The organism is Thalassospira alkalitolerans (assembly GCF_002115745.1).
In the GTDB taxonomy this organism is placed as follows: Bacteria; Pseudomonadota; Alphaproteobacteria; order Rhodospirillales; family Thalassospiraceae; genus Thalassospira; species Thalassospira alkalitolerans.
The window spans coordinates 179,427-193,900 of sequence record NZ_JFKB01000003.1 but is presented as its reverse complement, the minus strand read 5'-3'; the positions used below and the strand labels follow the sequence as shown (position 1 = coordinate 193,900).

The following is a 14,474-nucleotide window of genomic DNA, read 5'->3' as shown; positions in this document are numbered from 1 at the left end:
CTCCATAACCGGGGCGCATTCAAAGGGTGGCTAATCCTATGCCTGAAAGTACCGCCCAAAAGCAAGCCTCACCGATGAAGCAACGCAACGCGATCACAATCGATTTTCCAAAGCGTCAAATTTGGGTTCCTTGCTTTCGATTATCCTCAACACTCAAAGGAAACCCTTAAATGAAACGCGTTTATTTTGTTCTGCTGGGATTGGCAACCGCCCTTGCCTTTACCGATCATGCGCTGGCTGCGGATAAGTGGACCGATCAACAAGACGCCATCGGGCAATTGTGGTCCGGTCGTTCCCCTGCTGGAAACGCTCAGAACTTCCCCGTCAATCAATGCAACAACTGGGGGGCCTTGCCACAAAACGTGCAAGCCGCCTCAACCCAAACCCTGTCCGGGCTGGTCGTGCCCTCGGTCAGTTCACAGCGTGCTGTTGTCACCAATGGTCTGCGTCAAATGGCCCAATCGCTGCATGCCTATAATGTGGCTCAGGTTGCCGTTGGTAACTTCTATCCCACCGATAATATCAATGGCCCCCTCAACATGGATCATGCCTTTTGGCAGGGTGCCGGCCGCTCTCCGCATGGCAATGCGCTTGACCATCTGCCACGTCTCAATCTGGCAGGCCTAAATAACGCCAATTGCCCGGCCAACATGAATGCACTGAACCGGCAGCAAATCATGGATGCGCTTGACCAGCTTGGCGGCATTTCCAACAGCCAGCGCTGGCATTGCTATTCGGAACGGTTCTCGATGGTGGGCGGTGCCGCCATTCCGCTAACCGGCTATGTTGAATTCACCCAGATCGAAATTCCCGCAGACAATCAATATGCCTATGCAGCCGCCGATGGCCGCATCGTTTACGACTATGTCAACAACCGCGTCTATTTCACCCCGGCCCATTACCGCCAATGGAAAAAAGCCGATTTCGCAATGGATATGACCGGCAATTACGGCTGCACACCGGGCGGCACCTGTTGCGACCCATTCTTCAAAATCACGCCGTGATGTCCTGACATCCAAACCAAATCCGATCAGGGGTGCCGGGCTTGGCATCCCTGATCGGCATATGCACGACCATCTGATCAGATCCGCTCATCCTCATCCCTCATCTCCCGCCATCAACCAATCGCCAGCACCCTTTTCCGTCTCGATCCATCCGTTCATCCCGCCCCATTCACTTTGCCCGGAACATTGCCGACAGCCCCCCCCGGACGCCCACACAATTTTTACCGCTGCAAACGCATTGCTGCCCCACACATTCGACGCTACCGCGAACACTCATCCCGGCCTTTCACTGCGCCCCTGATCACCCGGAAATTTTGACCGGGATCGCCGTCTGATTTTTGTATTCCTTCAGCACCAGACTGGATTGCACATCCCGGACATTGGGCATCGACAGCAATCGATGGGTGACAAAATCTCCGAAACTTTCAATATCGCGCGCCAATGCCATCAACAGAAAATCCTGCCGCCCGGTCATCGCCCAGCAAGACAGGATTTCCGGCAGATCGTTCATCGCCTTGGCAAAATCCTCGGCGCCCTCTTCGGTATGGCGTTGCAGTCGCACCTGAATGGTCGCCAAAACCCCCAGTCCAAGCTTCCTGCGATCCAAAAGCGCCACGGTCTGGCGGATCACGCCGGATGCCTCAAGCTGTTTGACCCGGCGCAAACAGGGCGATGGCGACATGCCGACTTTTTCGGCCAGTGCCACATTACTGATCGAAGCATCGCGTTGCAGGATTTGCAAAATCTTGATGTCAGTCGGGCTCAACATTTCACCGGTCATTATTCACCTCCTTTGCCAATATTATGGTCACAATATATCAACCATAGCGCAAACATCCCCAAACATCGCGCAAAAATGACATTAGAAACGATGTAAAATAAGGATCATCAAAGTCGCATCAGGGAGGCAACAAAAACCATTATGAGCCAGAACAAAAATCTGCGCGGCGATTACAGCCATATCAATGACGACTACACCGTCACTCAGGATTGGGCAGCTTATACCGAAGCCGAACACGATTTATGGCGTGCGCTTTACACCCGGCAAAAAGCCATCCTCCCCGGCTATGCGGCGGCGGATTTCATTGGCAATCTGGAAAAACTTGATGCCGCCGATCAAATCCCGCATTTCGGTCAGGTCAGTGAAAAACTGCATGCCGCAACCGGCTGGCATTTGGTCGCGGTGCCGGGATTGGTGCCTGATGACGTGTTTTTTGCCCATCTGGCCAACCGGCTTTTTCCAGTCACGGTTTGGCTGCGCACACCGTCGGAAATCGACTATCTGGTCGAACCCGATCTTTTCCATGATTTCTTTGGCCATGTGCCGATGCTGTTTGATCCGGTTTTTGCCGATTATCTGGCGGCCTATGGTGCCAAAGGCCCCGAAGCGATTGCCAAAGGCGGGCTTAAACAACTCGCCCGGATGTATTGGTATATGGTCGAATTTGGCCTGATCATGACCGATCATGGATTGCGGGCCTATGGTGCCGGCATGTTGTCATCACAAACCGAAACCATCTATTCCGTCACCGATCCAACGCCCAACCGGGTCGCCTTTGATCTTGAACGGGTGATGGCGACCGATTATGCGATTGATGACTTCCAGAAAACCTATTTCGTGCTGAACGACTATTCACAACTGTTCGATGCGATGAATGCCGATTTCACCGCGATCTATGACCGACTGGCAAATAAGCCCGCCATTGATCCGGCCACCACCGTTTCGGATGATCGGCTTTATCACGTTCATGGCGACGAAGATCACAGCATCGCCATGCCGGTCGACAACACATCGCAAATCCGGCACGCCTGATCTGTCTTTTTAATTGTATGACAAATAGAAATGCCCGATTTCGATCCGCGTTTCACGCCGGGTCGACTCGGGCATTTTATTATTTACCAAAAATGATCAATCAGGCAGATTGCTTAAAATTACTTAGCAATGACTCATGCTTTTGGCCAGCGCTCGGTTAAGCTGTTCGATCACCACCATCGGGCTGGCATCCTTGCTGATAAAGTCCGCCGCGCCAAGCGCATCGGCCTGCGCACGGGTATCGGCATCGTAATGAGCGGAAAAGAACAGCACCGGCACCTCGGCAGCATTCGGATAGCGGCGGCGGATCTCGCAAAACGCCTCAAAGCCGCTCATACCGGGCATTTCAAGATCCAGAATAATCGCACGCGGATACAAACCGTCCAGCTGATCAATCAGATCATCGGCACAGTCAAATCCAGCCACGTCATACCCGGCACGGCGCAAAACGGTTTCCAGGGCCGCTTTGGCGCTGGGGCTGTCGTCGGCAAACACCACCAGACCGTCTTGTGCAGGTCGGGGCGGCACGGCGCTGAGCGCATTCATAGATGGCAATACTCCGAGAATTGGGACAGCCCCAAATTGACAGATGAAAATGTCAAATTGGTTAAACCGCGCAAATTTTCCCCACGATCTTCACAATCCGGCCAAAGTATAATGGCAGATGCGGGCAATATTTTCGTTCCACCGCCACCAAAAATCCGCGATAAGCCAACACTTACAAGGCAATAACGTTACGGAAGCCTGCTACATCGAACCAGAGCATCAACTAAATAGGTATTTCCATGCCTATTTACGTAATTAGGGACGGGTGCTATAAACTATCGCCATGTCGCAGATGCGATATGGCAACATCCTTTCGGGAATTCGGTGCGGTTCGAAAACACCCTGAACCAAGGCCGGAACTGCCCTGCAACTGTATCTGCGCTGTTTTGGCGGCGCACAAGTCAGATGACCGAAGGATGACTTTGTTTCTGCCGGACCGGGCGGAGTGTACCGGACGACGGGAATCCGTAGTAACATAGAAAAAATTCGGCCAAGACCGAACCGCGACCGGGAGAGACCATGACAGACCCGTTGAAACTGGCATCAGAGTTTCCAGCCGCAGATTATGCAAGCTGGCGTCAACTGGCGGAAGCCGGGCTGAAAGGTGCGGATTTTAACAAAAAACTCGTCACCCAGACGCTTGACGGCTTTGCCGTTCAACCGCTTTACACCAATGACGATCAGGACGACGCCACCCGCCTGATCCATCAGGTACTAAGCGCATCGGTCGATTCCAAAGATGCGGCAAGCGGTTGGGACATTCGCCAGCTTCACGCCCATCCCGATCCCAAGGCGGTCAATGCCGCAATCCTTGAGGATCTGGAGAACGGCGCAACCTCGGTCCTGTTAAAACTCGATGCCAGCGCCCGTCACGGACGTGAAATCTCATCCGCCGAAGTCGGCGTTGGCGGTGTCGCCATTCACTGTCTGGCCGATCTCGAAATCGCCCTTGATGATATCTATACCGACCTTGCGACAGTCGCCCTTGATGCTGGCGCAGCCGCCATTCCCGCCGCCGTCCTGCTTGCTGCCTATATCGCCAAGACAGATGGCGCAGACGAAGCGGCACCGGCCTTTAACATTGATCCAATCGGCACCCTTGCCGCCACCGGGTCACTGCCCTGCGATGTAACCGATGCGATTAATCAGGCCGCCAGCATCGCATGTGACCTGATTGACCAATTCCCGCTTGCCACCGCGATCACGGTTGATGGGGCACCCTATTGCAATGCCGGGGCAACCGACGGACAGGAACTTGCCTGCCTGTTGGCAAGTGGTGTGACATACCTGCGCGCGCTGACCGATACCGGTATGGCCGCGGATCAAGCCGCAGGCGCGATTGCCTTTAACGTTGCGATTGGTACAGACTTTTTTGCCGGAATTGCCAAGCTGCGCGCCATTCGCCTGATGTGGAGTCGCATTCTTGGCGCATCGGGTATTGAAGATACCACCATCACCATCAATGCCGTTTCGGCCGAAATGGTGCTGAGCACAGTTGATCCATGGGTCAATATGCTGCGCACCACGGTAACAAGTTTTGCCGCCGGTCTGGGTGGCGCGGATAGTGTTGTTTGCCTGCCCTATGATCATTTAATCGGCCTGCCAGATGGCTTTGCGCGGCGCATCGCGCGCAATACCCAACTGATTTTACAAGAAGAAAGCAACGTCCACCGCGTTATTGATCCGGCCGGTGGAGCATGGTTTATCGAAAACCTGACCAAGGACCTGTCAACCGCGGCATGGGCCCGTTTCCAAAAATTCGAAGCCACTGGCAGCATTGTAAAGTCACTTAAGGATGGATCGCTTAAAGCCGAAATCGAAACCATCTGGCAAGCGCACCAAAAGCGCCTTGCCACGCGGCGTGATCCATTAACCGGCGTGTCCGAATTCCCCAATATCGCCGAGGCCAAAGTCACCTGTGCCACACCCGACCTTGACACCATTCAGGCCGAGGCCAAGGCCCGTCAGACCAAATTTGATGGCACAATCGGCAAGGATTTTAACAGCCTGATCAACGCCGCCAGCAACGGGGCGACCATCGGGCATATGTTCACCGATCTTTACGGCACCAGTGCTGCAACACAGATTGCCGCGCTTGTCCCGCATCGGCTGAGCGAGAGCTTTGAAAGCTTGCGCAAACGCTCTGATACCCACAAGGCCAAGACCGGGAAGTTGCCACAGATATTCCTGGCCAATCTTGGCCCGGTTGCCAAGCACACCGCGCGCGCCATGTTTGCCCGGAACTTTTTCGAAGCTGGCGGGATCGAGGCGATCAGTAATAACGGCTTTGCCGATGCCGATACATGCGCCAAGGCCTTTGCCGACAGCGGGGCGAAAATCGCCATCATTTGTGGCACGGACGCGCAATATAGCGAAATGGCTACCGATATTGCCAAGGCCCTGAAACAGGCGGGGGCCAACCGCATCTATCTTGCCGGTCATCCGGGCGATGCCAAGGCCAGCTATGAAGCAGCCGGTATCGACGATTTCATTTCCATCGGGGGCGATGTTCTTGACGTTTGCAAGACAGCCCTTACCCATCTGGGGGTAAAATAACCATGACCCGGATCCCGAATTTTTCCGATCTGCCGCTTTTTGACAGCGGCAACACAAATGCCAATCCAGCCAACCCGGTCAAGACCGAGGCATGGACCACCCCCGAAGGCATCGACGTTAAACCGATTTACGGGGCAGATGATCTGGCGGGGCTGGATCATTTAAACACCATGCCGGGCATGCCGCCGTTTTTGCGCGGTCCGTATCCGACCATGTATGTTCAGCAGCCTTGGACAATCCGCCAATATGCCGGTTTTTCCACCGCCGAAGAATCAAATGCGTTTTATCGCCGCAACCTTGCCGCCGGGCAAAAGGGACTTTCGATTGCCTTCGACCTTGCCACGCACCGCGGATATGACAGCGACCATCCGCGGGTGACCGGTGATGTTGGCATGGCCGGTGTGGCAATCGACAGCATCTATGACATGCGCACCCTGTTTGACGGCATTCCGCTGGATCAAATGTCGGTTTCGATGACGATGAACGGCGCGGTTTTGCCGATCATGGCGCTTTATATTGCAGCCGCCGAAGAACAAGGTGTCAAACATGAACAGCTTTCAGGCACCATTCAGAATGACATTCTGAAAGAATTCATGGTTCGAAATACCTATATCTATCCGCCGAAACCCTCGATGCGGATCATCTCGGACATCTTTTCCTTTACCTCGCAACATATGCCGAAATTCAATTCGATCTCGATTTCCGGCTATCATATGCAAGAAGCCGGGGCGACGGCGGACCTTGAACTGGCCTATACACTGGCCGATGGCATCGAATATGCCCGTGCCGGTCAGGCCGCCGGATTGCCGATTGATAAATTCGCGCCGCGTTTGTCGTTCTTCTGGGCAACTGGCATGAATTTCTTTATGGAAATCGCCAAAATGCGGGCCGCGCGCATGATCTGGGCCAAGATGATCAAACAGTTTGATCCGCAAAACCCCAAATCATTGTCGCTGCGCACCCACAGTCAGACATCGGGTTGGTCACTGACCGCACAGGATGTGTTTAACAATGTCATCCGCACCTGTGTTGAAGCCATGGCATCAACACAGGGCCACACACAGTCGCTGCATACCAATGCGCTTGACGAAGCCTTGGCATTGCCGACTGATTTCTCGGCCCGAATTGCCCGTAATACTCAGTTGTTCCTGCAACAGGAAAGCGGCACCACCAATGTGATCGATCCGTGGGGCGGTTCCTATTATGTCGAACGCCTGACCCGTGATTTGGCTGAAAAAGCATGGGCCCATATCGCCGAGGTCGAAGAACAGGGCGGCATGGCCAAGGCGATTGAAGCCGGTATCCCGAAAATGCGCATCGAGGAAGCCGCAGCACGGACGCAGGCCCGAATTGATAGTGGCCGTCAGACATTGGTTGGGGTCAACAAATACCGCACCACCGATGATCGCCCGGTCGATGTTCTTCAGGTCGATAACGCCGAAGTTCGCCGCCAGCAAATCGCCAAACTTGAAAAACTGCGTGCCGAACGTGATGACAGCGCGGTTGCCAATGCGCTTGGCGCGCTGGCCGATGCGGCAGCCCATGGTACAGGCAATCTGCTTGATCTTGCGATCAAGGCCGCCCGGTCAAAATGCACCGTGGGCGAGATTTCAGACGCGCTTGAAAAAACCTATGGCCGTCATCAGGCGGTGATCCGATCCATTTCCGGCGTTTACAAGACCGAGGTTGGTGCGGGCAACGAAGCCCTTGCCAAGGTCGATAAACTGGTCGCCGAATTCGCCGAAACCGAAGGCCGCCGTCCGCGCATCCTGATTGCCAAGATGGGTCAGGACGGCCATGATCGCGGTCAAAAGGTTATCGCGACGGCCTTTGCCGATCTTGGTTTTGATGTTGATATCGGCCCGTTGTTCCAAACCCCCGAAGAAGCCGCACGTCAGGCGGTTGAAAACGATGTTCATATCGTCGGCGCAAGTTCGCTGGCGGCAGGCCATCTAATCCTTGTGCCGCAATTGCGTGCCGAATTGGATAAGCTCGGCCGCGAAGACATCATGATCGTTGCCGGGGGCGTTATCCCGCCACAGGATTTCGACAAACTTTACCAAGCCGGGGCCGAAGCAATTTTCCCGCCCGGAACCGTGATTGCCGAAGCGGCATCGGACCTGCTAGAAAAGTTGAAAGCAGCAACATCCGAGGAAGCGGCCTGATCGTGAAGGCAATATCGTGACAGAAACTGTGCCGGAAACATTGCGCACCCTGTCGGGCGGCCCCAAGGGCCAGCCGCGCAAAACGGTGCGCAGGCGGGTTCTTTCGACCAATCAGATTGTTGATGGCGTTCTGGCTGGCGACCGCACCATTCTGTCGCGCGCGATCACGCTGGTCGAAAGCCGCAATACCAAGCATTTCGATCAGGCACAGGATGTTCTTTCACGTTTGATGCCGCACACGGGCGGATCACAACGCATCGGTATTACCGGTGTGCCCGGTGTCGGCAAATCGACGTTTATCGAGGCCTTTGGCAAGAACCTGACGGCTGCGGGTCAAAAGGTCGCGGTACTGGCGGTTGACCCGACCAGTGCACGGTCTGGTGGCTCGATCCTGGGGGATAAAACCCGGATGAACGAGCTTTCAATTGATCCCAATGCCTATATCCGCCCATCTCCCAGCAGCGGTTATCTGGGCGGGGTCAATCGCATGACACGCGAGACCATATTATTGTGCGAGGCCGCCGGGTTTGACGTAGTGCTGGTTGAAACCGTTGGTGCTGGTCAAAGCGAAACCATGGTCGCGCAAATGACCGATTTCTTTTTGGTTCTGATGTTGCCCGGCGCGGGCGATGAGCTTCAGGGCATCAAAAAGGGCGTGCTTGAAATCGCCGATCTGATCGCGGTCAACAAGGCCGATGCCGATCCGGCCAAAGCGCGTGAAGCCAAACGCGAATATTCATCGGCCCTGCGTATCCTGCAACCAACCAGCCAGCACTGGCGACCGCAATCGATCATGGTTTCCAGCCTGATCAATGACGGGCTGGATCAGGTCTGGGACCTGATTACTCAACATCGCACAATCATGGAAACCGAAGGCGAATTTACCGCCAAACGGGCGCGTCAGCAACGCGACTGGATGTGGACGATGTTGCGCGACCGGTTACTGGAAACATTTACCGCACGCGAAGATGTTGCCGGGCGGCTTAAAACACTTGAAGCCGATGTCTTGGCCGGAACAACCAACCCGACGGCGGCGGTCGAAGAGATGCTTGCACTCGTTAAATCGACCAATTGACAAGGACCTGTCTAGAATTCCACGGCATGATTTTTTAAACCGAATTGCTTCTTATAACTACTCTTAAGAGCAATTAATCACCCGGCACTCCCCTAAAGCACAAATTGCCACCTGCTGTTTACGCGCGATAGTATGAAAATCGTTCATTTTTCATACTATTCAGGGGCGGAACAACCATGCAAAACGGAATCAAACGTCGCGACTTTCTGGCCGGTATCGGCGCAGGTGCCATGATGACGGCGTTTCCGATGATCGCAAAGGCGGCCATTGCATCGGGCAGTGCCAAAGCCGCCCCCGAAGGTGCCAAGGTTGCACGGCTGGGCATTTATCCGGCAATCGGGATTTCCCGCGTCGGGGGGAGTCCAAAATGGTTTTATGCCCCCGAAGTGCCCGGATTGCCCGCCAATCCCGAAGGCGGCTTTAAAGATGGCGAACAGCTGATCAAAAAGCAGGTTCAGCGTTTCCGTGTTTATGCCTTTGATGATCAGGACCGTGTGATCGGCGAGGTAACCGCCGATGATGATACAACAATTGAATGGCACGTCCATGTCGCCAACACCAAGGCCGCTTGGTACGGCTTTAACAATCCGCTTGATAACAAGGAATTGGCACCGGGACTTCCGGGACAGATGCGCAACCAGTATTTTGTTTCCGATGCAGACCGCGAAAAGATGCTTGTTATCGACCCCGGAAACAAAAAAATATCCGGCAAATCGATCAATTATGATGGGAAACTGCCAGAGCATTCCATGGATGGCCATTTTTACAACACAGAACGGGTAAATCTTGGTCAGTTGCGCACCGACGACGCCGGTCGTTTGCTGGTCGTGCCGGGGGATGGAAAATCAAACAGCCCGGTCAATGCCGCCATCACAAGCTTTGCCGACAATGATGGCTGGCACGACGATTGGTGCGACGGGCCGGTCACCGCCAAAGTCACATTGTCCGATGGCAGCGAAATGGATGCCGAAAGCGCATGGATTGCCTGTGTCGGACCAAACTTTGCCCCGGAAATCCCGCCTGTTACGACGCTTCATGACGTTATTGATGATTTAAACGTGACCCAAGGTTGGAGCCAGTCGCCGACAACACCGCTTTCATTCCGCAAATACATCTATCCGACTTTCCGTCGCCTTGCGCTTATGGAATGGTTGACCAATGAAGCCAATCTGCGGCAAGGCTGGCTGGGTGTCGGGGACTTTTCCGATCCGGCCTATATCGCCAAAATCGCCGATCCATCGGAATCCAATCGCGCCTTCCGACACAACATTTTCAAAAAATTCCGCGATCCTTACAATGACGGCCCGAATGCCTATAAGGACGAGCGCCTTAAAATGCCGTTCATGTTGGGCGATGGGATCAATTACGATGGCAGTCCGCTGCAATGGTTCCAATTCCCCAAACTTCAATATTCATATTTGAAATCATGGGCCGATGGTGACTTTGTCGATGACTTTGAAAACAGTCAAAGCGACGCCATCACAACACTTGACGATATCGAGGTTGCCCTACAGCCCGCAGCCTTGACCGAGGCCGCATTGGAACCTTGTTCTGGCGGGGCATTCCATCCCGGCGTAGAATTAACCTATTACCTGCGCCTTGCGGCAATGTATGCGCGCAATACCAATGAAAATGCGGAACCATTCCGTCTTGCCGTTGGCGACCGGCCCAGCTTGATCCAAAATATCGGGCGGCTTTTGACCCCGGAAAAGGCCTTTGACGGTGGCAATGGCGCACCACCGCCCATCGGCGCGCAAATGCCCGGCGATTTGACCCGTTGGATGGGGTTGCCTTGGCAATGTGACGCGTTCAGTTGCCAACAGGTCGAAATGCAATCGGACTTCCCAACCGCAGTTTGGTGGCCGGCCCTTTTGCCGATCGATGTGTTGCCGGAAAAATATTACGAAGAACTGATGCGTGATGACCTTTCGACCGAAGAACGTATGAAGTTCTTTGAAAATCGCGTTGCATGGTCACGCGGTGTTGCTGGTATCGGCTATCATGCCAATGGCAGTTATTGGGATGGGATCACCAATATGATCACGCTTTGGCAGCGCATGGGCTTTGTCGTTAGCCGCCCCGGCCCGACCGACCAAAACCGCCCGGAAGAAATCCCGGAAAAGCTGTTTGTCGAGGTTGGCCGCAGCAACGTCGAAATGCGTTTTGACTGGAAACCGTCGGACGGTGATCTTCCAAAATGACGCCCACCGGGATCGCGGTGATTGGCGGGGGCATTGCCGGTGCAACAAGTTGTATTGCACTGGCAAAAGCCGGGTTGCGTCCTTGCTGGATTGCGCCCACCCCCGGTGACGGGCCCCATCTTGGTGAAACCCTATCCCCGGCGGCCAATACGATCTTGGAAAATCTTGGCCTGTCGGGCCTTCTGACCTCGGACCGGCACCGTCATGCCAACACCACCTTTTCCGCATGGGGACATGATCAATTGCGTGAACGCAATTCGATCATCCATCTGGAAGGCGCGGGCATGGTGCTTAACCGGGCGGTCTTTGAGCGCGACCTTTGCGACGCGGCATTGAAAACCCGGCCGGAACTTTTTCAAACCACCCTGCGCGATGCCCAAAGCACCCCGAACGGATGGCAATTGGTTCTGGGTGATGGACGCAGCATTCAAACCCGTTTCGTGCTTGATTGCACGGGTCGCAAAGCGGTTATTGGCCAACAAAACAATCAAATGCATCGTGCGGACCAACTTGTTACCGCGTGGTCTTGCCTGTGTCAGGACGACACCAAACCCGACGTCGAACCGACACCGGCAACCCTGATTGAAGCGGTCTCAAACGGATGGTGGTATGCGTCGTTGCTTCCCGACAAACGTCTTATGGTGTGTTATTTTTCCGACCCTGACCTTTTGCCATCCGGCATGAGCCATGACGTCGCACATTGGGAAAGCCTGATATCGCAGACAAACTATATAAAACAGTGGATCGAAAGCGCGCATTTCGCCGTCCAATCGCCACCGTCTTTAGCAAGTGCGGGCACGACATGGCTATCGTCGGCAGCGGGCGAAAATTGGGCATCTGTGGGCGATGCCGCGGCGGCGTTTGATCCGCTGTCATCGCATGGCATGACAACCGCCCTTTGGATGGCAGCCCAAGCCAGCAACGCCGCGAAAGCATATCTGGAAAACGACCTTGACCCGCTTGAAAAATACCGAGCCGCTGTTTCAAAAGGGGTTGATGACTTTTTGACCCAGCGCCGAAAAATCTATGGTCAGGAACATCGTTTTCGCGATAGCGCATTCTGGCGCCGCCGCCATCAGGACGTTCGCGAAAAATCCCCGGACCAACTTGGCATTCCAGCCTAAGGACCAATTTTCCGGTTTGCATTTCCACATGCGGGGGTTGATCAAATCGCCACAAAAATAAAGGCCGCGCAAAAGCGCGACCTTGATCGGTATCTGTGCAGATGCCCGACTTATTTTTTATCGGTGGTGGCTTCAAGCTTTTCTTTCAAAGCTTTCAGCTTCTCGACCGCGTCATTGATTTCAGCATCAAGATGGGCCAGATTTTCGCGTTTGTCGCGCGGCATGGCTTCGATTTCGGTCAACGCTTTTTCGATTATATAAAGCAAATCAGGATCCCCCGGTTCTGGCCAAATGGTTTCGGCCACTAGAATATGTTTTGGACATCGACGAATCATCCCCAAACGGGGCAATCCAGACAAAAAAAGTCCATGGCGATTTTCTACAGGTGTCGGGGATTATGATCAACCGCTAGGCGCAATCCATTGGTCTACATCCGCACATAATTTTATATCGCGGCTTTCGCCATATCTTGCGCAAGGCATCGAAAATAAACAAAGAAGACGAAAACCAAAACGGAAAATTCCGACGCTGTTATCCGTTGGCGGCAGGCTGTTCAAGCTTGTCTCGAAGGATCTGCAAGTTTTCTGCGGTCGATTTCATTACGCGATCAAGGTTTGATAAATTTTCACGCATGTCACGCGACACGGCTTCGACTTCATCCAGGGCCGTTTCAAAAATATACAGCATTTCCACACTCTCCTGCCCGGACCATTTGGCCGGGTCATTTTGTTTTATTTTAATTGAGAATTTAAAGGTGAGCCCCAAACCCGCTGATACCGTGACCAAAATAGGTCCATTCCGCCTTATTTCGAATTTCATACTTTCATCCAAGAGCAATCGCGCCGCGATCAGGGCAAAGCTGATCTGTGATTTTTGACCGGCATCGGGGCACCTTTTGTGGTAAAAGCCGCCAATAAAATTCATGACACGGGATGAAATGACGATGACGCATCTGGTGCTTGCACCGATGGAAGGGCTGGTTGACTGGCGCGTTCGGCAATTGCTGAGCGCGACCGGCGGCTTTGACCTATGCGTTACCGAATTTATCCGGGTGTCACAAAACCTGTTTCCGGCGCATGTGTTTTATCGTTATTGCCCGGAATTACTTCAAGGTGGCAAAACCGCATCGGGCACCCCGGTTCTGGTGCAATTGATGGGCCATGACCCTGAATTGATGGGCGAAAATGCCGCCTTTGCCGCGTCACTTGGCGCACCGGGGATTGATATCAATTTCGGCTGCCCATCGAAAACGGTGAACAAACGCGAAGCCGGGGCGTCGCTTTTGAAATGCCCGGATAACTTGTTTAACATCATATCTGCGGTACGGCGTGCGGTGCCCGACCATGTGCCGGTCAGTGCGAAAATCCGGTTGGGCTATGCCGACAAGGAACTTTATCTTGATAATGCGCGCGCGGTCGAGGCCGCCGGTGCCCAGCACCTGACGGTTCATGCCCGCACCAAGGTTGAAGGATACAAGCCCCCCGCCCATTGGGAATATCTGGCGCGTATCCGCGCGGCGATTTCAATCCCGATGACCGGCAATGGTGAAATTTGGAGCGTCGCCGATTACGCCAAATGCCGTGATATTTCGGGATGCGACAGCTTTATGCTGGGCCGTGGCGCGATTGCCGCCCCTGATATCGCCAATCGCATCAAGGCATATGACGTTGGGCAAACCCTTGCCAAGCAAAGCTGGTCAGTGGTTTTGACCATGCTTTTGACCTATATCGATTTGATGGTGGCCGATGACGCGACCGAAAATCATCAGGCCGGGCGCATCAAGCAATGGGTGGCGATGATCCGCAAGGGCCATGACCAAGCCGCCGATTGTTTTGATCAGATCAAGCGCATCCGTGATATTGGCGAATTACGCGCCAAACTGTCTGAGGATCGCGACAATCCGGAAAATCAGCGCCAAAATGATCAAATCGCCGCTGAATAACGACTGAAATCGAAAAAATAAAACAAAAGGCAGCCAAATTGGCTGCCT

At 54.0% G+C, this 14,474-nt stretch carries 12 protein-coding genes; 8 read left to right on the top strand and 4 right to left on the bottom strand.

Features of this window, described 5'->3' with window-relative positions; genetic code table 11:
- The first annotated feature begins 170 nt into the window (after positions 1-170).
- Positions 171-1,004 carry a hypothetical protein gene (locus tag TALK_RS05900; RefSeq protein ID WP_085616846.1) on the top strand — a complete coding sequence of 278 codons (834 nt, stop codon included), beginning with the start codon at positions 171-173 and terminating at the stop codon, positions 1,002-1,004.
- Positions 1,005-1,305: 301 nt separating this feature from the next.
- Here TALK_RS05900 and TALK_RS05890 read toward each other — a convergent pair whose 3' ends face one another.
- Positions 1,306-1,785: an Lrp/AsnC family transcriptional regulator gene (locus TALK_RS05890; protein WP_085616842.1), complete on the bottom strand. Its 480-nt coding sequence runs from the start codon at positions 1,783-1,785 to the stop codon at positions 1,306-1,308.
- Positions 1,786-1,926: 141 nt separating this feature from the next.
- Between TALK_RS05890 and phhA the strand changes: the two genes are divergently transcribed.
- On the top strand, positions 1,927-2,817 hold the full coding sequence (phhA, locus tag TALK_RS05885; protein WP_085616840.1) for a phenylalanine 4-monooxygenase: 891 nt from the start codon (positions 1,927-1,929) through the stop codon (positions 2,815-2,817).
- 123 nt (positions 2,818-2,940) lie between these two features.
- Here the strand turns inward: phhA and TALK_RS05880 are convergent, their stop codons facing one another.
- Complete coding sequence (locus TALK_RS05880) at positions 2,941-3,363, bottom strand: response regulator (RefSeq protein WP_085616838.1); 423 nt, start codon at positions 3,361-3,363, stop codon at positions 2,941-2,943.
- A 519-nt stretch (positions 3,364-3,882) separates the two neighbouring features.
- Between TALK_RS05880 and TALK_RS05875 the strand changes: the two genes are divergently transcribed.
- The 5 genes from TALK_RS05875 to goxB all read left to right on the top strand — a co-directional run bounded on the left by TALK_RS05875 (position 3,883) and on the right by goxB (position 12,484).
- A complete protein-coding gene (locus TALK_RS05875; RefSeq protein WP_085616836.1) occupies positions 3,883-5,919 on the top strand; it encodes a methylmalonyl-CoA mutase family protein in 2,037 nt (678 codons plus the stop codon).
- Between the two features lie 2 nt (positions 5,920-5,921).
- Positions 5,922-8,084, top strand: a complete 2,163-nt coding sequence (scpA, locus tag TALK_RS05870; protein WP_085616835.1) for a methylmalonyl-CoA mutase — start codon at positions 5,922-5,924, stop codon at positions 8,082-8,084.
- Positions 8,085-8,100: 16 nt separating this feature from the next.
- Positions 8,101-9,159, top strand: coding sequence for a methylmalonyl Co-A mutase-associated GTPase MeaB (gene meaB / locus TALK_RS05865; protein ID WP_425444019.1), 1,059 nt, complete (start codon positions 8,101-8,103; stop codon positions 9,157-9,159).
- A gap of 176 nt (positions 9,160-9,335) precedes the next feature.
- Positions 9,336-11,360, top strand: coding sequence for a CTQ-dependent glycine oxidase GoxA (gene goxA / locus TALK_RS05860; protein ID WP_211274775.1), 2,025 nt, complete (start codon positions 9,336-9,338; stop codon positions 11,358-11,360).
- A complete protein-coding gene (gene goxB, locus TALK_RS05855; RefSeq protein ID WP_085616833.1) occupies positions 11,357-12,484 on the top strand; it encodes a glycine oxidase maturase GoxB in 1,128 nt (375 codons plus the stop codon). Before goxA ends, goxB begins: the two co-directional genes overlap by 4 nt.
- 110 nt (positions 12,485-12,594) lie before the next feature.
- Here goxB and TALK_RS22075 read toward each other — a convergent pair whose 3' ends face one another.
- Together TALK_RS22075 and TALK_RS05845 are read right to left on the bottom strand one after the other, a co-directional pair.
- Positions 12,595-12,750 (bottom strand): hypothetical protein, encoded by a 156-nt coding sequence (locus TALK_RS22075; protein ID WP_169714957.1) that lies wholly within the window; start codon positions 12,748-12,750, stop codon positions 12,595-12,597.
- Positions 12,751-13,015: 265 nt separating this feature from the next.
- Positions 13,016-13,408, bottom strand: coding sequence for a hypothetical protein (locus TALK_RS05845; protein ID WP_085616829.1), 393 nt, complete (start codon positions 13,406-13,408; stop codon positions 13,016-13,018).
- A 13-nt stretch (positions 13,409-13,421) separates the two neighbouring features.
- On the opposite strand from TALK_RS05845, the gene TALK_RS05840 reads away from it, so the two are divergent.
- Complete coding sequence (locus tag TALK_RS05840) at positions 13,422-14,426, top strand: tRNA dihydrouridine synthase (protein WP_245829708.1); 1,005 nt, start codon at positions 13,422-13,424, stop codon at positions 14,424-14,426.
- Positions 14,427-14,474 lie beyond the last annotated feature (48 nt).